Source organism: Chromobacterium vaccinii (genome assembly GCF_000971335.1).
Classification (GTDB): Bacteria; Pseudomonadota; Gammaproteobacteria; order Burkholderiales; family Chromobacteriaceae; genus Chromobacterium; species Chromobacterium vaccinii.
Window position 1 is genome coordinate 88,050 of the sequence record NZ_JZJL01000003.1, and the last position, 19,594, is coordinate 107,643.

At 64.1% G+C, this 19,594-nt stretch carries 22 protein-coding genes; 7 read left to right on the plus strand and 15 right to left on the minus strand.

Annotation, left to right across the window (positions count from 1 at the left end; all coding sequences use genetic code 11):
- Positions 1–6: 6 nt before the first annotated feature.
- The 4 genes from thiS to gmk all read right to left on the minus strand — a co-directional run bounded on the left by thiS (position 7) and on the right by gmk (position 3,313).
- Positions 7–207 carry a sulfur carrier protein ThiS gene (gene thiS / locus VL52_RS02375; protein WP_021478756.1) on the minus strand — a complete coding sequence of 67 codons (201 nt, stop codon included), beginning with the start codon at positions 205–207 and terminating at the stop codon, positions 7–9.
- A gap of 5 nt (positions 208–212) precedes the next feature.
- On the minus strand, positions 213–2,369 hold the full coding sequence (locus VL52_RS02380; protein ID WP_046155548.1) for a RelA/SpoT family protein: 2,157 nt from the start codon (positions 2,367–2,369) through the stop codon (positions 213–215).
- A gap of 23 nt (positions 2,370–2,392) precedes the next feature.
- Positions 2,393–2,599: a DNA-directed RNA polymerase subunit omega gene (gene rpoZ, locus VL52_RS02385; RefSeq protein WP_021478754.1), complete on the minus strand. Its 207-nt coding sequence runs from the start codon at positions 2,597–2,599 to the stop codon at positions 2,393–2,395.
- An 81-nt stretch (positions 2,600–2,680) separates the two neighbouring features.
- A complete protein-coding gene (gene gmk / locus VL52_RS02390) occupies positions 2,681–3,313 on the minus strand; it encodes a guanylate kinase (RefSeq protein WP_046155549.1) in 633 nt (210 codons plus the stop codon).
- A 163-nt stretch (positions 3,314–3,476) separates the two neighbouring features.
- Here gmk and VL52_RS02395 point away from each other — a divergent pair, with 163 nt between their 5' ends.
- Both VL52_RS02395 and VL52_RS02400 read left to right on the plus strand, forming a co-directional pair.
- Positions 3,477–4,775: an NCS2 family permease gene (locus VL52_RS02395; RefSeq protein ID WP_021478752.1), complete on the plus strand. Its 1,299-nt coding sequence runs from the start codon at positions 3,477–3,479 to the stop codon at positions 4,773–4,775.
- Positions 4,776–4,880: 105 nt separating this feature from the next.
- On the plus strand, positions 4,881–5,438 hold the full coding sequence (locus VL52_RS02400; RefSeq protein ID WP_021478751.1) for an adenine phosphoribosyltransferase: 558 nt from the start codon (positions 4,881–4,883) through the stop codon (positions 5,436–5,438).
- A gap of 123 nt (positions 5,439–5,561) precedes the next feature.
- Here VL52_RS02400 and VL52_RS02405 read toward each other — a convergent pair whose 3' ends face one another.
- The 4 genes from VL52_RS02405 to VL52_RS02420 are packed head-to-tail and all read right to left on the minus strand — an operon-like array spanning position 5,562 to position 8,099.
- Entirely contained in the window at positions 5,562–6,323 is a 762-nt protein-coding gene (locus VL52_RS02405) for a hypothetical protein (RefSeq protein ID WP_046155550.1), read from the minus strand.
- A 23-nt stretch (positions 6,324–6,346) separates the two neighbouring features.
- Positions 6,347–6,625 (minus strand): DUF1700 domain-containing protein, encoded by a 279-nt coding sequence (locus VL52_RS02410; protein WP_046155551.1) that lies wholly within the window; start codon positions 6,623–6,625, stop codon positions 6,347–6,349.
- A 29-nt stretch (positions 6,626–6,654) separates the two neighbouring features.
- Positions 6,655–7,761, minus strand: coding sequence for a DUF1700 domain-containing protein (locus VL52_RS23060; protein WP_052729060.1), 1,107 nt, complete (start codon positions 7,759–7,761; stop codon positions 6,655–6,657).
- Entirely contained in the window at positions 7,758–8,099 is a 342-nt protein-coding gene (locus VL52_RS02420; protein ID WP_021478747.1) for a PadR family transcriptional regulator, read from the minus strand. Before VL52_RS02420 ends, VL52_RS23060 begins: the two co-directional genes overlap by 4 nt.
- Before the next feature lie 283 nt (positions 8,100–8,382).
- Here VL52_RS02420 and VL52_RS02425 point away from each other — a divergent pair, with 283 nt between their 5' ends.
- Both VL52_RS02425 and VL52_RS24945 read left to right on the plus strand, forming a co-directional pair.
- Positions 8,383–9,444: a patatin-like phospholipase family protein gene (locus VL52_RS02425; RefSeq protein ID WP_046155611.1), complete on the plus strand. Its 1,062-nt coding sequence runs from the start codon at positions 8,383–8,385 to the stop codon at positions 9,442–9,444.
- Between the two features lie 75 nt (positions 9,445–9,519).
- Entirely contained in the window at positions 9,520–9,675 is a 156-nt protein-coding gene (locus VL52_RS24945) for a hypothetical protein (RefSeq protein ID WP_160298904.1), read from the plus strand.
- A gap of 72 nt (positions 9,676–9,747) precedes the next feature.
- On the opposite strand, the gene arcC is transcribed toward VL52_RS24945, so the two are convergent.
- The 6 genes from arcC to VL52_RS02450 all read right to left on the minus strand — a co-directional run bounded on the left by arcC (position 9,748) and on the right by VL52_RS02450 (position 16,690).
- Positions 9,748–10,692: a carbamate kinase gene (arcC, locus tag VL52_RS02430; protein ID WP_031296900.1), complete on the minus strand. Its 945-nt coding sequence runs from the start codon at positions 10,690–10,692 to the stop codon at positions 9,748–9,750.
- 108 nt (positions 10,693–10,800) lie between these two features.
- Complete coding sequence (locus VL52_RS02435; protein WP_046155552.1) at positions 10,801–11,811, minus strand: ornithine carbamoyltransferase; 1,011 nt, start codon at positions 11,809–11,811, stop codon at positions 10,801–10,803.
- A 135-nt stretch (positions 11,812–11,946) separates the two neighbouring features.
- Positions 11,947–13,179, minus strand: a complete 1,233-nt coding sequence (locus VL52_RS02440; protein ID WP_046155553.1) for an arginine deiminase — start codon at positions 13,177–13,179, stop codon at positions 11,947–11,949.
- Positions 13,180–13,250: 71 nt separating this feature from the next.
- Positions 13,251–14,702 carry an arginine-ornithine antiporter gene (arcD, locus tag VL52_RS02445; protein ID WP_021478741.1) on the minus strand — a complete coding sequence of 484 codons (1,452 nt, stop codon included), beginning with the start codon at positions 14,700–14,702 and terminating at the stop codon, positions 13,251–13,253.
- A gap of 649 nt (positions 14,703–15,351) precedes the next feature.
- A complete protein-coding gene (locus VL52_RS23695) occupies positions 15,352–15,483 on the minus strand; it encodes a DUF3149 domain-containing protein (protein WP_021478740.1) in 132 nt (43 codons plus the stop codon).
- Positions 15,484–15,661: 178 nt separating this feature from the next.
- Positions 15,662–16,690 carry a CDP-6-deoxy-delta-3,4-glucoseen reductase gene (locus VL52_RS02450; protein ID WP_046155554.1) on the minus strand — a complete coding sequence of 343 codons (1,029 nt, stop codon included), beginning with the start codon at positions 16,688–16,690 and terminating at the stop codon, positions 15,662–15,664.
- 40 nt (positions 16,691–16,730) lie between these two features.
- Between VL52_RS02450 and VL52_RS02455 the strand changes: the two genes are divergently transcribed.
- On the plus strand, positions 16,731–17,648 hold the full coding sequence (locus tag VL52_RS02455) for an SDR family oxidoreductase (protein WP_046155612.1): 918 nt from the start codon (positions 16,731–16,733) through the stop codon (positions 17,646–17,648).
- Between the two features lie 37 nt (positions 17,649–17,685).
- Complete coding sequence (trmB, locus tag VL52_RS02460) at positions 17,686–18,366, plus strand: tRNA (guanosine(46)-N7)-methyltransferase TrmB (protein WP_046155555.1); 681 nt, start codon at positions 17,686–17,688, stop codon at positions 18,364–18,366.
- A gap of 48 nt (positions 18,367–18,414) precedes the next feature.
- Here trmB and VL52_RS02465 read toward each other — a convergent pair whose 3' ends face one another.
- Entirely contained in the window at positions 18,415–18,894 is a 480-nt protein-coding gene (locus tag VL52_RS02465; protein ID WP_046155556.1) for a glutathione peroxidase, read from the minus strand.
- Between the two features lie 125 nt (positions 18,895–19,019).
- Between VL52_RS02465 and VL52_RS02470 the strand changes: the two genes are divergently transcribed.
- Positions 19,020–19,499, plus strand: a complete 480-nt coding sequence (locus tag VL52_RS02470; protein WP_021478735.1) for a DUF1841 family protein — start codon at positions 19,020–19,022, stop codon at positions 19,497–19,499.
- Positions 19,500–19,594 lie beyond the last annotated feature (95 nt).

Sequence of the window (19,594 nt, forward strand, 5' to 3'; positions counted from 1 at the left end):
GCGGACTCAGCCGCCACCGACCGCCACCACGATTTCCAGTTCGTCGCCGTCGGCCAGCCTCGCCTCGGCGAAGCTGCCGCGGGGCACGATCTCGCCGTTGCGCTCGATCGCGATGCGCTTGCCGGCCAGATCCAGCGCGGCGACCAGCTCCGCGAACGTGGCGATGCCGGCGAAGCTTCTGTCTTCGCCGTTGATGCGTAGATTCATTTGGCTCACTTTCTCTCCACGCGCTGCACCACCGCCAGCTGGCGGACGGCCGCGAGCACGCGCTCCAGGTGCTCCACGCCCTCCACCTGCAGGCGGAAGTGGATATTGAACAGGCTGTCGCCGTCGCGGCTGCTGTCCTGGGTGTCGGCGCTTTCGATATTGGCCGAGGCCTGCGAGATCGCGGTGGCGATGTCGGCCAGCGCGCCGCGCTCGTTGCGCGACAACACGCCGACGGTGACGCCGAACATCCGGTCGCGCTGCGCCTCCCAGTTGACCTCCAGCAGCTTGTCCGGATCGGCGCGGCGCGCGTTCGGACAGCTGACCCGGTGTATCACCAGGCCCTGGCCCTTGGTGATCACGCCCAGGATGTCGTCGCCGGGCAGCGGATTGCAGCAGCTGGACAGCTGCACCATGCCGGCTTCGTTGCCGCGAATGGTGATCGGACCGACGCGCACGCCCTCGCCCAGCCGCTCGCCGGCCAGCTCCAGCATCCTTCGCGCCACCACGATGGGCAGCAGCTTGCCGGCGCCGATCTCGGCCAGCGCGTCGTCGAAACCGTGCATCTTTTCGCCGTAGGCGGCGAGATACTCGGCGCGCAGCTCGTCGCTGACCGCCAGCGGCGTCGACGCCAGCGCGCCCACCGCCTGCCTGAGCAGCTTCTCGCCCAGCGCCACCGCCTCCTCGCGCTGCAGGCTCTTCAGATAGTTGCGGATGCCGGAGCGGGCGCGGCCGCTCTGCACGAAGGCCAGCCAGGACGGATTGGGCTTGGCCTGGGTGGAGGTGATGATCTCGACGGTGTCGCCGTTGCGCAAGGCGGAGCGCAGCGGCACCAGCGCGTGGTTGACGCGGGCGGCGATGCAGCGGTGGCCGACGTCGGTGTGCACCGCGTAGGCGAAGTCCACCGGGGTGGAGCCCTGCGGCAGCACCATGATCTTGCCCTTGGGCGTGAACACGTAGACTTCGTCCGGGAACAGGTCGATCTTGATGTGCTCGAGGAATTCGACGGCGTCGTCGCTCTCCTCCTGCATGTCCAACAGCTTCTGCAGCCACTGGTGGGTGCGCTGCTGGGCCGTGTTGACGCCCTCGCCGCTCTTGTACATCCAGTGCGAGGCCACGCCGGCCTCGGCCACGTTGTGCATCTCGCGGGTGCGGATCTGCATCTCCACCGGGGTGCCGTAAGGGCCGAACAGCGTGGTGTGCAGGCTCTGGTAGCCATTGCCCTTGGGAATGGCGATGTAATCCTTGAATTTGCCGGGAATCGGCTTGTACAGGCTGTGCAGCGCGCCCAGCGCCAGATAGCAGGCCGGGATGTCGTTGACGACGACGCGGAAGCCGTAGATGTCCAGCACCTCGGAGAAGGACAGGTGCTTCTCCTGCATCTTCTTGTAGATGCTGTAGAGGTTTTTCTCGCGGCCCTTGATCGTAGCCTCGATATTGCTTTGCACCAGCCGCTGGCTGACGGCCAGCAGTATCTTGTTGACCACTTCGCGGCGGTTGCCGCGCGCCGCGCGCACCGCCTTGGACAGCACGCTGTAGCGGTGCGGGTGCAGATGCTTGAACGCCAAGTCCTGCAGCTCGCGGTAGACCTTGTTCAGGCCGATGCGGTTGGCGATCGGCGCGTAGATTTCCAGCGTTTCCAGCGCGATGCGGCGGCGCTTGTCCTCGCGCATCGAGTCCAGCGTGCGCATATTGTGCAGCCGGTCGGCCAGCTTGACGATGATGACGCGGATGTCGCGCGCCATCGCCAGCACCATCTTGCGGAAGCTTTCGGCCTGGGCGTCTTCCTTGGTCTGGTATTCCAGCCTTTCCAGCTTGGACAGGCCGTCCACCAGATCGGCGACGATCTTGCCGAACTTCTCGATCAGCGTCGGCTTGGTGACGCCGGTGTCTTCCAGCACGTCGTGAAGCAGCGCGGCGGCCAGGCCCTGCACGTCCAGCCGCCAGTCGGTGAGCATGGTGGCCACCGCCAGCGGATGGGTGATGTAGGGCTCGCCGCTCTTGCGGGTCTGCCCCTCGTGCGCCTCGCGGCTGACCTGAAAGGCCAGCCTGAGCATCTCGACGTCTTCCGGCTTGAGATAGCGCGCGGCGCTCTCCAGGAACGCCGCGGCTTCGGAGTCGATCAGGGCGTTGTAGTCGATGCCTGTCTCAATGCCGGTGCCCATCTTCACGCTCCGCGCTGCGTCAATCAGGCCTTGCCGCGGTTCAGGAGTTCTTTGCCTACGTGGCCGGCGGCGATTTCACGCAGGGCGATCACGGTCGGCTTGTGGCGGCCCGGCTCCACGAAGGAGCTGGCGCCGGAAGCCACTTGGCGGGCGCGGTAGGCGGCGGCCAGGGTCAGGTCAAAACGGTTCTGGATGCGGTCCAGGCAGTCGTCAACAGTAATACGGGCCATGATCTCTCTCAGCTAAATGACGGTTACAGGGTTCACTATATCGATTTTCGTCCCGTCCGACACAGCGGGACGGAACTATTTTCATTTCGCGCCGGCGGTGCCCATGCGGCGGAACATGTCGGCCAGGCGGCGGCGCTGCGGGCCGCTCTTCAGGCGCTGCGCGCGGACGATGCTGATCAGGTCCAGCTTGGCGCGCTCGAAATCGTCGTTGACCACGATGTAGTCGTATTCATCGATCTTGTCGATCTCGGCGCGGGCCGAGGCGAGTCGGCGCAGAATCACCTCTTCGGTGTCGGTGTCGCGGCCGCGCAGGCGGCGCTCCAGCTCCTCGATCGACGGCGGCGCGATGAAAATGCCGATGGCGTCGGGGAACACTGCGCGCACTTGTTCGGCGCCCTGCCAGTCGATTTCCAGCAGGATGTCCTGGCCGGCTTCCAGACGGCTGCGTATCCACGGCGCGCTGGTGCCGTAGCAGTTGCCATACACCTCGGCGTGCTCGAGGAAGTCTCCGCGCTCCACCATGGCGTCGAACGCCGAGCGGTCGACGAAGTGATAGTGCTTGCCATCGACCTCGCCCTTGCGCGCCGCGCGGGTGCTGTAGGACACCGACAGCTCGACGCTGGGCTCGGCCTGCAGCAAGGCGGCCACCAGCGAAGTCTTGCCGGCGCCGGACGGAGCGACCACGATGTAAATGTTCCCGATAAGCTGGCTCATAAATACAAACGTTTGCCGAAGAGTAATTTTTCAGGATATCACAGCGGGGCAGCCATTGTTAAGCGATGACATATTTTCACGTCAAGATTTAGGTGTTTGAGCGCCTAGAGGCCGATAATGCCGCGTTTTCCGAACTCTCGCGATCCGCCCGGAGTCATTCTTCATGCAACTGCTGGAAAGCTTTTTCAAGCTCAAGGAGCACGGCACCACGGTCAAAACCGAGGTGATCGCCGGCTTCACCACCTTCCTGACCATGGCCTACATCATCCTGGTCAACCCGCTGATCCTGTCGTCCACCGGCATGGACCTGAACGCGGTCTTCGTCGCCACCTGCCTGGCCGCAGCCCTCGGCACCGCCATCATGGGCCTGGTGGCCAACTACCCGATCGCGCTGGCGCCCGGCATGGGCCTGAACGCCTACTTCACCTTCAGCGTGGTCAAGGGCATGGGCCTGTCGTGGGAAACCGCGCTGGGCGCGGTGTTCATTTCCGGCATCGTGTTCCTGGCGGTCAGCCTGTTCAAGGTGCGGGAGGCCATCGTCAACGCGATTCCGCAGTCGTTGAAATTCGCCATCTCGGCCGGCGTCGGCATGTTCCTCGCCATCATCGCGCTGAAGAACGCCGGCGTGATCGCGCCGCATCCGGAAACCTATCTGACGCTGGGCGACATCCACAAGCCCACCGCGCTGCTGGCCATTTTCGGCTTCTTCCTGATCGTGGCGCTGGAATACCGCAAGGTGCCCGGCTCCATCATCATCGGCATCCTGGTGGTGACCGTGCTGTCGATCGCGCTCGGCCTGTCGCCGTTCAAGGGCATCGTCGCCCCGGTGCCGAGCATGGCGCCCACCTTCATGGCCATGGACATCCAGGGCGCGCTGCATGCAGGCCTGATAGGCGTGATCTTCGTGTTCTTCTTCGTCGACCTGTTCGACACCACCGGCACCCTGGTCGGCGTGTCGCACCGCGCTGGCCTTTTGGACAAGGACGGCAAGCTGCCGCGCCTGAAGCGCGCGTTGATGGCCGACTCCATCGCCATCACCGCCGGCGCGGCGATGGGCACCTCGTCCACCACCGCCTACATCGAATCCGCCGCGGGCACCGCCGTCGGCGGCCGCACCGGCCTGACCGCCGTGGTGGTGGCGCTGCTGTTCCTGGCCGCGCTGTGGCTGTCGCCGCTGGCCGCCACCGTGCCGGCCTACGCCACCGCGCCGGCGCTGTGCTACGTCGCCGTGCTGATGGCGCGGGGCCTGGCCGAGATCGAATGGAACGACCTGACCGAATCCGCCCCGGCGGTGATGACCGCGCTCGCGATGCCGTTCACCTTCTCGATCGCCGACGGCATCGCCTTCGGCTTCATCAGCTACGCGGTGATCAAGATCCTGGCCGGCCGCTTCTCCGACCTGCGCCCGGCGGTGGTGATCATCGCCGCGCTGTGGATCTTCAAGCTGGCTTTCTTCCACTGAACGCACAATAATCGGCTCATCCGACGGCCTGCCGCTCGCGGCGGGCCGTTTTTTCTGAACGACGCCAGCCGGCACAGTCTTTTGATTTCGAAGTACAATAGGCCCATGGAAAACCTCAGCAATCTCGACTACTCCAGCTATCTGAAGGGCTGGATCCGCACCGTGCCCAACTGGCCGCAACAGGGCGTGATGTTCCGCGACATCACCCCGCTGCTGCAGAATCCGAAAACCTTCCGCATGCTGATCGACATCTACGTCCATCGCTACATGATGGAAAAGGTGGATCTGGTGGCGGGCCTGGACGCGCGCGGCTTCATCATCGGCTCGGTGCTGGCCTACGAGCTGAATGTCGGCTTCGTGCCGATCCGCAAGAAGGGCAAGCTGCCATTCACCACGGTGGAAGAAGAGTACGAGCTGGAATACGGCAACGCCGCGGTGGAAATGCACACCGACGCCTGCAAGCCCGGCGACCGCGTGATCCTGATCGACGACCTGGTGGCCACCGGCGGCACCATGATGGCCGGCTACAAGCTGCTCAAGCGCATGGGCGCCGACGTGCTGGAAGCCGCGGCCATCATCGAGCTGCCCGAACTGGGCGGCGGCCAGCTGGTGCGCGACGGCGGCCTGGACCTGTTCACCGTCTGCAGCTACGAAGGCCATTGAGCGCGGCGAGCGCGATTCCCGCCTGCGCATGCTGAAAACGGAGCCGATGGCTCCGTTTTTCATGGCGAAACGAAAAAAGCCCGGCGGGCTTGCCGGGCAAAGGGACACGGAGCCATACCGTAATCAGTTGCGTTCCAGCGACACCTTCACCGCCGAACCGCCCACCCTCAGCTTCAGCGGCGCGCCGGGCGTGCTGACCCAGTCGCCGCTGACCTTGCTGGCCTGCCCGCTCACCTGGTAATCCAGCTTGGCCTGCCGATCGGCATGGAAATCCAGATTCACCATCTGGCCTTTGACGTCGACGCTGGCAGCCGGCTGCGCGCCGCGCAGCTTGAGGTCGGCCTTCACCGCCTGCCCTTCCAGCGCCACGCCGCGGGTCGCGCCGTCGAATTCCAGGTTCACCGCCTGGCCCTTGGCCTTCAGATCATCGACGCTGGCGTCCACCTCGGCCTTCACCGCGTCGCCACTCAGCGCCACCGCGCCGTAAGCGCCCTTCAGATCCACTTTCAACGCCTGTCCGCGCATCTGCACCGAGGAGAATCGCCCGTTCAGGTCGCCGTCGAACGCGCGCATATCCACGCCCACCTGCTTGCCGGGCTTAACGTTCCCGCGGACCGTCAGCTTGCAGCGGTCGCCGACCGGCTTGTTCAGCTTGACCTGGAAGGTCAGGTCTCCCCCCATCCGGGTCACCGTCAGCTTGCAGTCGGCGTCCGACCAGTTGCGCTTCTCCACATCCAGCTTGTAGGGCCTGGCGGCGTCGGCGCTCAGCTCCAGCTTCAGCGCGTCGCCGTTGAAATTCAGCCTGTCGATGCCGGCGGCGTCCTCCGCCCGCGCGGCCGCGCTGCCCAGCAGCAACAGCCCGCAGCCAATCTTGACGATGTTCATCTAGGTTTTCCTCAGCAAGCGTTTCAATTCAGGAACAGCCAGTAGCCGGTCAGCGTGGCCGCCAGCGCGGCGGCCAGCGCCAGGCCATGGATGGCCAGCCTCTCCCGGCCGGATCGGCGGGAAAGGCCCGCGGCCAGTTGGCGGGTATCGGCCAGCACGGCCAGCAAGCGGCTTTCGCTGGCGCGGTCGGCCACCGCGCCGCGGATATAGCCGCGATAATCGCGGAGGATTTTGCGCAATTCGGCTTCCGGCAATTCGACCAGGGTCAGTTGCAACTGTTGCAGGCAGGCATCGTTCTTCATGATCCATACTCCCATCGCAAGTTTAAGGTTCAGGCCGCGGCGTTTTCGCCGCCCTTGCCGGACACCAGTTCAATCTGATACTTCACGTAAGCCACCAGCGCGCGCCAGGTCAGCCGGGTCAGCCACACGCAGAACACCAGCCCCAGCGAGCCGCCGAGCAGCAGCATCAGCCCCACCGCCAACGCGCTCATGCCTACCGACAGGCCCGGCAGCGCATCGATCTGGATGTGGTCCATCCCGTCCTTCAATTCGATGCTGCGCTCGGAAATCTCCAGCGTGCTGTCGCCATCCTTCAGCGAGATGCTGCCGTTCGGCCCGCTGTCCACCAGTTTCAGCACAGTTCCGCCGGCGGACGCATCCAGCGTCTCCAGGCGTTTGCCGTCGTCGACCCGGGCGGTGAATACGTCCCCGCTGTCCTCGCGCAGCTTCAATTCGCGGATCGCGCCGCCGTCGATGCTGACCTGGCCGTCATCGATCCGGGCCAGCTCGCGCACCGCCGGCTGGCTGGCGTCGACCGCCAGCTTGCCGCCAGACTTGGACACCAGCAGCAGCGCGCCCTGGCTGGTCTTGAGTTCGAAGCGGTCGCCATCGTCCGGCTCCAGCATCAGCAAGCCCTTGTCGATCCAGACCTGCCCGGAGTGGTCGTCCATCTCGCTGCGCCAGGCCATTTCGGCGCCGCTGTCGCCATAGCGGCCGATATACCAGCCGGAGCCGTCGCTGGTGAACTGCGGCCAGCCGAACAGGCTGTGGCTGCCCCAGGCCAGCACCACCGCCAACCCCGACAGCAGGAAGCCGACCGACGCGATGTAGCCCATGGTCAGAAACAGCAGATAGACCAGCAAGGGGATGGCCAGAATGAAATTCAGCACGCCCAGTCCCGCGATCGACGCCACCACCCGAGTCAGGTTGGCGAAGGAGCGATGCTCCTGCCATTGCCGGTAATGGGTTTGCGCCTTCAGCTCCCGCGCCAGCTTCTGCGGACTGCCCAGCGCCTCCACCACCTCGGCCTCGTCGCGGCCATCGGCCTGCGCGTCGCTGAAATACTCGTCGTAATCGGCGAGGATCTCGCGCACCGCTTCCGGCTTCAGGCCGGACAGCGCTTGCTCCAGCTGCCTCAGGAATTCCTTGCGTGTCATTGTTGCGCTCCCTCTGTCGCTGCCGCCGGGCCGCCCCGCAGCACGTTTTCCACTTCGGCCACAAACTCCTGCCATTCCCGCCGCATCGTCTCCAGCTCGCGCCTGCCCGCCTCGGTCAGCTTGTAGTACTTGCGCGATGGGCCCGACGACGACTCCACCAGATAGGTGCTCACCCACGATTCGTTCTGCAGCCTGCGCATCAAGGGGTAGATGGTGCCTTCGCTGATGTCCATGCCCTGCGACAGCTTGCTGACCAGCTCGTAGGCATAGCTGTCGGCCTGGGACAGCGCCGCCAGCACGCACATGTCCAGCGTGCCTTTTTTCAATTGCGTCTTCATTGTTGCCTTCCTCACCGACTGGCAATACACGATACCTTGCATTACAAGGAACATCGGTAAACTGCTGCACCCGGATGTCTGACTGAACTGTATGGCAAGATACCTTGTATCGCAAGGTATCTTTCATTGTTCTGCGCCATGACATCAGGGATGCGTCTTTTCCGCCACAGCGGCGCGGCTGCATGCTGCGTTGCAAAACGCGGTTTTCCGGCCATACTTCAGCCATGCATTTGTATTTTCCAGCGGCATTTCCCTATGGCAATCCACGATGGAGAAGCATGCGATGGCACAATTCAAACGTCCCTCGATCGCGCTGGTGCTGGGCGGCGGCGCGCCCAACGCCACGCTGATGGCCGGCGCCCTGGTCGCGCTGACCGAAGCCGGCGTCAAGTTCGACATCATTTCCGCCTCCGGCGCCGGCGCCATCGTCGGCCTGCTGTACGCGGCCCCGCGCCAGGGCGATGCCCTGGCGGCGCTGTCCCGGCTGGCCGACATGGGCGTGTCCGACCGGATCTATAGCCTGTTCCCGGTCAACTACAAGGTATTCAACAAGCCCGGCCCGCTGGCCGACGCCTGGCGCTCGCTGCTGTCGAATAACCCCTTTCTGCAGGCGATACAGCAGCAGGCCGACAGCAGCCCGGCCCACCGCCTGTTCGCCGACTGGACCTCGCTCGCCCTGGCCGCGCTGTGCCCCAGCGGCCTCACCTCAGATAGCCAGGGCCTGTGCGCGCACGTGCCCTTCATCGATCAGGTGGTGGATTTCTCCAAGCTGCAGTCGCTGCCGGGCGAGTTCTACCTGAACGCCTACAACGTCAGCCGGGGGGAAATGCGCTGCTGGGACAAGAGCGAAGTCACCCACGAGCATTTCCTCGCGGCGCTGTCCTTTCCCTTCATCTACCCGCCGTACAAGCTGGGAGACGACTATTACATCGAAGGCGCGGCGATAGACACGCTGAACTTCAAGCGGCTGTTCGAGCTGCACCCCCATATCGACTACACCATCGTGTTCGACGTGCTGGGCAGCAGCAAACTGCTGCATCCGCCGCGCAATCTGTACGACGCCTGGGTGCAGTCCATCATCGCGCCGCTGACGGAAATCGCCCGCGACGACCTGCGCCTGTTCGAGGCGCTGCACAACCGCGACGAGCAGGGCCACCCGCGCACCGAGGTGCTGAAGATCAATTTCGACGCCCACATCCGCCGGGAGGGATTCAACGAGGAGCTGGACTGGTCTTACTCCAACCTGTCGCGGCTGTACGATGCCGGCTATCACGCCGGCCAGGACCTGGCGCGGCGCCACGCGCGCGAACTGGGCCTGACGGAGGCATTGCAAATGACTGCGTAGTTGCAACGATTCCAGTCCGCCGGACAGACGGCTAATCTGGACTTCCGCCCACCACTTGAACCAAGGAGACCGGCCATGGCGCATCCCACAGCAGTGAACGACCAGATCACCGACGCCGTCGCGCAGGGCAATGCCAAAGCGCCAGGCGCCGATCCCGAGCCGGAGCGCGACGGCCTGCCGCCCGATCCGGCCGAGCTGGAGGATCTGATCCGTCAGTTGAAGTCGGAATAAGCCGGCCTGCCGCCGGCATGAAAAAGGGCTGCCGTCGGCAGCCCTTTCGCTTGGCGCGGAATCTCTATCCGCTCAGTACCACTCGATGCCAGGCTTGCCGGTGGAGATCACGGTGCCGGCCTCGCCCTTGACGATCTTCTCGATGTCTTCCAGCGCGCCGATCACCGCCTTCTTGCCGGTCAGGCGGGCAAACTCGCAAGCGGCCTCCACTTTCGGCCCCATCGAACCGGCGGCGAAGCCCAGCTTATCCATCTCGTCCGGGTGCGCCTGGCGGATGGCCTTGGCCTCCGGCGTGCCCCAGCCGACGAACACGCTCTTCACGTCGGTGGCGATCACGAAGTAATCGGCATCGATCTCGCGCGCCAGCAGCGCGGACGCCAGATCCTTGTCGATCACCGCCTCCACGCCCACCAGCTTGTCGCCCTGATACATGGTGGGAATGCCGCCGCCGCCGGCCGCGATCACCACCGCGCCCTTTTCGATCAGCCACTTGATCGGCCGCATTTCGAAAATGCGCTTCGGTTTCGGGCTCGGCACCACCCGGCGGTAGTACTGGCCGTCGGCCTTCACCGCCCAGCCCTTGTCGGCGGCCAGCTTCTCGGCCTCTTCCTTGGAGTAAACCGGGCCGACGAATTTGGTCGGGTTCTGGAAGGCCGGATCGTTGGCGTCCACTTCGGTCTGGGTCAGGATGGTAGCGATCGGCACCTCGAACGGCAGCACATTGCCCAGCTCCTGCTCTACCATGTAGCCGATCATGCCCTCGGTCTGCGCGCCCAGCACGTCCAGCGGATACGGGGTGACTTTCTCGTCCACGTGGCGGGCGTAGGCATCGTTCTGCAGACCCAGCAGGCCCACTTGCGGGCCGTTGCCGTGGCACATCACCAGGTTGTGGCCCAGCCGGGTCACGGCGGCCAGTTGCTCGGCGGCCACCTTGACGTTGGCGCGCTGATTGTCGGCGGTCATGGCCTCGCCACGACGCTGCAGGGCATTGCCGCCCAAAGCTACGACGACTCGCATAATTCTTCCTTCCTCATTCTTTCAACGACGCCGGCCAAGGCTCCCGGTCAGGAGGCCTTGGCCGGTTGATGTGTGATCGGGCCGGACTGCGCCGGCCCAAGCCCAGGCTTAATCGCCCAGCGTAGCCACCAGGATGGCCTTGATGGTGTGCATGCGGTTCTCGGCCTGCTCGAAGGCGATGCAAGCTTCGGACTCGAACACGTCCTCGGTCACTTCGATGCCGTTGGCCAATTCCGGATACTGCGCGGCGATTTCCTTGCCCACCTTGGTTTCGCTGTTGTGGTAGGCCGGCAGGCAGTGCATGAATTTCACCTGCGGATTTTCCGCGGCGGCCATCAGCGCGCTGTTGACCTGGAACGGCTTCAGCAGACGGATGCGCTCGGCCCACACTTCGGCCGGCTCGCCCATCGACACCCAGACGTCGGTGTGGATGAAGTCGGTGCCCTTGACCGCTACCTTGGCGTCTTCTGTCAGCGTGATGCGCGCGCCGGTCTTGACGGCGATCTCGCGGCACTCGGCCACCAGCTCGTCGGTCGGCCACAGGTGCTTGGGCGCGCCGATGCGCACGTCCATGCCCAGCTTGGCGCCGATCACCAGCAGCGAGTTGCCCATATTGTTGCGGGCGTCGCCCAGGTAGGTGTAGCTGATCTGCGAGATCGGCTTGTCGCTGTTTTCCCACATGGTCAACACGTCGGCCAGCATCTGGGTCGGGTGCCATTCGTCGGTCAGGCCGTTGTACACCGGCACGCCGGCGAACTTGGCCAGCTCGGTTTCCACCATGTGCTGGTCGAAGCCGCGGTATTCGATGGCGTCGTACATGCGGCCCAGCACGCGGGCGGTGTCCTTCATCGATTCCTTGATGCCGATCTGCGAGCCGGACGGTCCGAGGTAGGTGACGTTGGCGCCCTGGTCGTAGCAAGCCACTTCGAAGGCGCAGCGGGTGCGGGTGGAAGTCTTTTCAAAGATCAGGGCGATGTTCTTGCCCTTCAGGTGCTGCTGTTCGGTGCCGGAATACTTGGCGCGCTTCAGGTCGCGGGCCAGGTCGAGCATGTAGCGGATTTCGCGCGGGGTGAAGTCCAGCATGCGGAGGAAGTTACGGTTGCGCAGATTGAAAGCCATGATGTTGCTCCTGATTAGAGTCTGGGCAAGCGGGCCGCCGTCCCCGTGGAGGCAGCGGTCAACCTGTCTTTTTGCAAACAAACTAGATGAGTATTTTCAGCTCCCGGCCGGACTCGCCGGCCGGGTCAAACAGCCTTACACCTTCACTTCGTCGCGGATGATCGGGCAGGTCATGCAGTGGCCGCCGCCGCGGCCGCGGCCCAGTTCGGAGGCCGGGATCTCGATCACTTCCACGCCGTGCTCGCGCATCAGGCGGTTGGTATAGGTGTTGCGGTCGTAGGCCACCACCACGCGGCGGTCCAGCGCCACCACGTTGTTGCCGTCGTCCCATTGCTCGCGTTCGCGCTGGTAGGCGTCGCCGCCGGTCTGGATCACGCGGATTTCCTTCAGGTTCAGCGCCTCGCGCACCACGTCCACCAGCTTCACGCCCTCGTGGCGTTCGAAGACGACCTCGCCTTCGCGGTCGCCGGCGTACATGCTGGTGCAAGTGATTTCATCCACCACGTCCGGGAATACCGACAGCAGGTCGATGTCGAGGAAGCTGAAGACGGTGTCCAGGTGCATCGCGGCGCGGGACTTGGGCATCTGGCAGGCGATCACGCGTTTGGCGCCGCCCTCGCGGTGCAGCACGCGCTTGGCAACCTGCACCACCGCCTGCGGGCTGGTGCGCTCGCCCATGCCGATCAGCACCACGCCGTTGCCGATGGGCATCACGTCGCCGCCTTCCAGTGTGGCCGCGCCGTGATCGCTGTCGCAGCCGCCCCACCAGATATTGACCTTGCCCGCGAAGTACGGGTGGAACTGGTAGATCGATTGCAGGATCAGCGTTTCCTGCCGGCGGGCCGGCCAGTACATCGGGTTCAGCGTCACGCCTTCATAGATCCAGCAAGACGGGTCGCGCTGGAACAGGCTGTTCGGCACCGGAGGCAGCACGAAGTCGGAGCGGTCCAGGTAGCCGCCGAACAGGCCTTTCGGGTCGAACGGCAGCTCGAACTTGGCGATGCCGCCCACCAGGTGGTCGGCCAGCTGCGACGACGGCATTTCGTTCAGCCAGCTGCGCAGGTCGGACAGCATGCCGATGCCCACGTTGTCGGCCTTGACCTTGCGGTCCAGGACCCAGTTGCGGGCGGCCTTGTCGTCCAGAACCTTGGCCAGCGCGTCGTGCACCTCGATCACTTCGATGCCGCGGGCGCGCATCTGCTCGACCATGTAGGCATGGTCCTTCTGCGCGCGCTCCACCCAGATCACGTCGTCGAACAGCAGGTCATGGCAATTGTCGGGGGTCAGGCGCTTGTGGGCGAGGCCGGGACGGCACACCATCACGGTGCGCAACTTGCCGCATTCAGAATGAACACCAAACTTGGTCATAACGCTACTCCTTGAGTCTTGTCTGACTTCGGGGGCAGGCATCCGCCCCCACTGGTTTCAAAATCTTTCGCTTACAGGCCGATCTGACCGGTCGCCAGCATGTAGACCGCGATCAGGGCCATCACCACCACGATGGCGGCCAGCACGGCTTCGATCAGGTTGAACGGCTTGCGGCCTTGCTCTTTCTTGGCCCACAGGTAGAACAGCAGGCCCGGCGCGTACAGCACCATGGACAGGAACAGATACTTGGGACCCGCGGCGTAGATCAGCCAGGCGCCATACAGTGTGGCCAGCGCGGCGGTCCAAAATTCCTTGGCGGTGCTTTCGCCCTGGGCGTAGCCCTCGCCGCGCTTGGCCACCAGCAAGGAGTAGCCGGCGCACAACAGGTAGGGAATCAGAATCATCGAGGTGGCCAGCGACAGCAGCGCCAGGTAGCCGGCCGAGCTCTTCAGCGTGATCAGCAGGAACAGCTGGATCAGGCCATTGGTCAGCCACAGCGAGGCGGCCGGGGTGTCGTTGCCGTTGACGGTGCCGAACACCTTGGGCATCACGCCGTCCTTGCCGGCGAGGTAAGGCGCTTCGGCGGCCAGCAAGGTCCAGGCCAAGAGCGCGCCGCCGACGGAGATCACCAGGCCCGCGTTCATCAGGTTGGCGCCGAAGGTGCCGAAGGCTTTCTGCAGCACGTAGGCGGTGGACGGATTCTTCAGCGCGGCCAGTTCAGCCTGGGTCATCACGCCCAGCGACAGCACCGATACGGCGACCAAGAGCGCGATGGTCAGCAGGAAGCCGATCACGGTGGCCTTGCCCACATCCTTCATGCTCTCGGCGCGGCCGGAGAACATCGACGCGCCCTCGATGCCGATGAACACCCACACCGTCACCAGCATGGTGCTCTTCACCTGGTCGACGATGGAGCCGAGCTTGGCGCTGCCCCAGAAGTCCAGGTTGAAGGTATCGACCTTGAATGCGAACACGATCAATAGAATGAACAGGGCCAGCGGCACCAGCTTGGCGATGGTGGTGACGGTATTGATGAAGGCCGCGCCGTGCACGCCGCGCAGCACCAGGAAGTGCAGGCCCCACAGCACCACAGACGCGCAAGCGATGGCGATGGGCGTATTGCCGTCGCCAAAGGCCGGCACCCAGAAGCCCAGCGCCGAGAACATCACCACGAAATAGGAGACGTTGCCGATCCAGGCCGAGATCCAGTAACCCCAGGCCGAGTTGAAGCCCATGTAGTCGCCGAAACCGGCCTTGGCGTAGCCGTACACGCCGCCGGACACTTCCGGCTTGCGCGAGGCGAGCATCTGGAACACGAAGGCCAGCGCCAGCATGCCGACAAAGGTGATCGCCCAGCCGATCAGGATGGCGCCGGCGCCGGCTCCAGCCGCCATGTTCTGCGGCAAGGAAAAGATGCCGCCGCCTATCATGGAGCCGACGACCAGCGCCGTCAGCGCGCCCAGCTTCAGCCTGGGCGACGCGCCCTCGGCCAAGCCGGCTTGGGTTGCAGTTTCAGTGGACATTTTCGTTCTCCGATCTGGTATGTAAACCGAGCATTACATTATTAAATTCTTATCATCTGAAATTATGGTATACCCCGAAAAACAAGGCTTTCCAGCGGTGTCGGTTGTTAGGTTGATTTGCATCAAGCAGGCCCAGCCATCAATCCGGCGACTTCCGGGGAATGCGACCAAGGCTTGCATTAAGGCGTCATGGACAGCTGAATCCGGAACGGCGGAAATGCGCGCTCAGCGCCTGTTCAAAGTCTCTACCGGCAGAAAGCGGCAGCCTGGCCAACCGGCTATCTGCCGCGTTGCCGGATGGACAGGGTCTGCCCTTCGTCGTGCGCCTCGCCTGTCGACAGCGCCCAGCGGTTCGCAACAAGGCTTTGAACAGGAGCCATGCGTGACAGAACGCCTGGCCCCGCATCGCGCCCTCTTGCCGCGCGACTGGCGCCGTCTGCGCGAACGCGCCTTGGTTCAGATCCGTTGCGGGCTTGCGCCAGCGACTCTTAAGCATAGAAAGGGAATGCCGGGCGAAAAGCCCGAAACGGAAATAGTCTGATACAGAACAAATTCGCGACGCGGCGGACAAAAAAAACGGATACGGCCCACCACCGTATCCGCCAACACACACATCAAGAGGAAATACTGAAAACGACAGGGGTAATCCTTACTTGCCCGGCTTGTTCATGTTCCGGAAAATCACCCACAAAGCCCCGAAAGCCACCACGGTGGCGACCACGATAGTCAACAGGCTCAAACGGCCGACATCGTCGGCCAACAATAGGGTCAGCAACTCCATGGTTCCCTCCTACCGGCATGCGGTTTCAATTGACTTGCCAGCGACATAATAACCACTCGACAAACCATGGAATTGACCCAGGTCAAACCGGCCATCCCGGCGATTTGATGCAGGACAAATAAAAAGCCCCCGGCGCGAGCCGAGGGCTTTTTATATACAGATCAAAGGCTTGTGCTGCTTATTTGCCTCCGCCCATATCCTTGGCCAGGAAGAAGGCGTCGGAGAAGAACTCGTTTTCCGGCAGGTCGCGCTCGCGGGTGAAGGTGCCGTGGGCCGCCTCCACCATCACCGGCGCGCCGCAGGCGTAGACCTGGTAATCCGACAGATCGGCGAAATCTTCCAGCACCGCCTGGTGCACGAATCCGGCACGGCCGGTCCAATTGTCTTCCGGCAACGCCTCGGACAGCACCGGGACATAGCTGATGTGCGGATACGCGGCGGCCCAGCCTTCGGCCAGCTCCGCCATGTACAGGTCGGCCTTGGTACGGGCGCCCCAGTAGAACTTCATCGGCCGGGTGATGCCATGATGGATCGCATGCTCGATGATGCCCTTGACCGGCGCGAAGCCGGTGCCGCTGGCGATCAGCACGATGGGTTTGTCCGACTCCTCGCGCAGGAAGAAGGAACCCATCGGGCCCTTGAAGCGCATGATCTCGCGCTCCTTCATCTGATGGAACACATACTCGGAGAACGAGCCGCCCGGCTGATGGCGGATGTGCAGTTCCAGGAAGGAATCGTCATGCGGCGCGTTGGCGATCGAGAAGCTGCGCTTTTTGCCGTCCTTCATCAGGATGTCGATATACTGGCCGGCGCGGAACTGCAAACGCTCGGACACCGGGAGCTTCAGCTTCAGCACAGCCACGTCGTGGATCTTTTCTATCGTTTCGACCCGGCACGGCAGCGTCTTGATCTGGATGTCGCCGATGCCGGTCACTTCGCGCGCCTCGATGCTGATGTCGCCTTGCGGCTTCGCACAGCAGAACAAGGCCATGCCCTGCGCGCGCTCGGCGGCGGACAACGCCTTTTCCTGGAAGCCGTCCTGGCTCACCTCGCCCTCCAGCACCTTGCCCTTGCAGGCGCCGCAAGCGCCGTCGCGGCAGCCGTAGGGCAGGCCCACGCCCTGGCGCAGCGCCGCTTCAAGAATGGTTTCGTGCGCTTCAACACTGAATGCATGCCCGCTGGGGAGCACTTTCACCTGGCAAGTCATAATCGTTTCTCAATCCCGAATTCTGGCTAAAATGCACACCATGCGTACTTTACTTGTCATCGGCGCCGGCGATGTCGCCCGGCGCGCCCTGCCGCAGCTTCGCCGGAGTTGGCGGATATTGACCCTGTGTCGCACCGAAGAGGCCGCCGCCCGCTGGCGCGCGCTGGGCGCCTTGCCGCTGATAGGCGATCTGGACCATGCCCCCAGTCTGGCGCGCCTCGCCGGGCTGGCCGACGCCGCGCTGCTGACCGCGCCGCCGCCGGCCCATGGCCGGACAGACTCGAGAATGCGCAAGTTGTTGTACGCGCTGGCAAAAGCGAACAGCATACCACAGCAATTGATCTACATCAGCACAAGCGGCGTGTATGGCGACGCAGGCGGCGCCGTGCTGGACGAAGCCGCGGCGGTCCGCCCGCGCAACGATCGCGCGCAGCGCCGCGCCGACGCCGAATCCCAGCTGCGCCGCTTCGCCATCGCCCGCGGCTGCGCGTTGACCATCCTGCGCGCGCCGGGCATCTATGCCGATGAACGGCTGCCGCTGTCGCGCTTCGCCGCCGCCGCTCCCTTGATCATCGATGCCGAAGACAGCTGGAGCAACCACATCCACGCCGACGACCTGGCGCAGCTGTGCGCGGCGGCCTTGCGCCGCAGAAGCGGCATCCGCGTCTACAACGCCTGCGACGACCAACCGCTGCCGGTCGGCATGTGGTATCGGCGACTGGGAGAAACCCTTGGCCTGCCGGTGCCGCCGCAATTGCCGCGCGACGAGGTGAAGGCCCGCGTCACGCCGCAGCAATGGTCATTCCTGGCCGAATCGCGCCGCCTGGACAACGGCCGGATACGACGCGAACTGGCCGTCCGTCTGCGCTGGCCCAGCGTGCTCGATTATCTGGACGCGCTGCGGCGGGACGAGCCGCGGCGGGCGGCAATACTCGCAAGCTACGCCGAGATTCGGTAACATCGCGGTTTTTTTGAGTTTTCAGCAGGCCAGCAAAATGGAAAATCCGGCTTTCAAACGCGCGATCCGCAGCTTTGTGCTGCGCCAGGGCCATCTGTCCGCAGGCCAGCAGCGGGCGATGGACGAAGGCATGCCCAAGTGGGGCATAGAGTACCGTCCGGAAACGATAGACCTGGAACAGGCTTTCGGCCGCGCCGCGCCCAAGATCCTGGAAATCGGCTTCGGCATGGGCGGCGCCACCGCCGAGATCGCCGCCGCCAATCCGGGCAATGATTACCTCGGCATCGAAGTGCACAGCCCCGGCGTCGGCAATCTGTGCAAGCTGATCGCCGAGAAGGAACTGAGCAATCTGCGGCTGATGCGCCACGACGCGGTGGAAGTGCTGGACAACATGCTGGCCGACGGCAGCCTGGACGGCGTGCACATTTTCTTCCCGGACCCGTGGCACAAGAAACGCCACAACAAGCGCCGCCTGATCCAGGCGCCGCTGGTGGAGAAACTGGCCAAAAAGCTCAAGCCAGGCGGCTATTTCCACGCCGCCACCGACTGGGAAGACTACGCGGTCCAGATTCTGGAAGTGCTGAGCGGCAACGCCGATCTGGAGAATACCGCGGACGGCTACGCGCCGCGCCCGGACTACCGGCCGCTGACCAAGTTCGAAGCCCGCGGCATCAAGCTCGGCCACGGCGTATGGGATCTGGTCTTCCGCCGCAAGTAAGCCATCCACGGCTCCCTCCACGGCCCGCCTGCGCGGGCCGTTCGCTTTTCACCTCGCCAGCAGCGCCTTGACGTCGTCGACCAGTTCGTGCGGCTCCACCGCGGGCTCGTAGCGCTTCACCACCCTCCCCCGGCCGTCGACCAGAAACTTGGTGAAATTCCACTTGATGGGATGCGGACGCTCGGAATCGGCCTGGGTCAGCCAACGCCACAACGGATGCGCGCCGTCGCCGTTCACCTGCAGCTTGGCGAACAAAGGAAAGGTCACGCCGAAACGGCCCTGGCAAAAGGCGACGATCTCATCTTCGCCGCCCGGTTCCTGCCCCCCGAACTGGTTGCAGGGAAACCCGAGCACGACGAAATCCTGCCCGGCGAAATAGTCCTGCAGCTCCTGCAGGCCGGCGTACTGCCGGGTATAGCCGCATTCGCTGGCGGTGTTCACCAGCAGCGCCACCCTGCCCTCGTAGGCCGAGAGCGCCTGTTCGGCGCCGTCGGTCCGCTTCGCGCTAAAATCGTAGAGCGTGGTCATGGCTAGCTCCCTCCCGTATAATGCCGCAGCCCGGAATGGCAGCCGCCTGCGACCCAGATACCCTGTTGCGTTCAAGCGGCGCGCCCGCGCCGAGCCCCGCCAGCAATCGCCCGAGGTCTTTATCGATGTTGTTCAGCCCCAGCCGCCAGGATGCCCGCCGCTTCTTCTTCGACACCTGGCACAAATCCAAATCCGGCGAGACCTTGTCCGACCTGGAACAGATCGTCCTCTCCATTCTTATAGACCACCCTGAGTATCATCCCATCCTGGAAAACCCGGAGGCGTTCATGGAGCAGGAGTGGACCCCGGACATGGGCGAGACCAACCCCTTCCTGCATCTGGGCCTGCATGTGGCCATCGCCGAGCAGCGCTCCATCGACCAGCCCTTCGGCATCCGCGCGCTTTACGCGCAGCTGGCGCTGCGCCACGGCGACGAGCATCGCGCCCAGCACGAGATCATGGAATGCCTGGGCGAGATGATCTGGCATGCCCAGCGCTACGGCGGCGGCCCCGACGTCAACCGCTACATCACCTGCGTGCGCGGCAAGCTGGGCATGGGCGAGGAGGACGCGCCGCGCGTCAATCCCAACGATATCGGCGACTGATTCCGGCCGATGGACAAAAAAACACCGTGGCAGGCGTACTGTCCACGGTGCAACAAGCGGGGTAGCTCAAGCCGGCGAGCCGGCAGAGCCCTTGA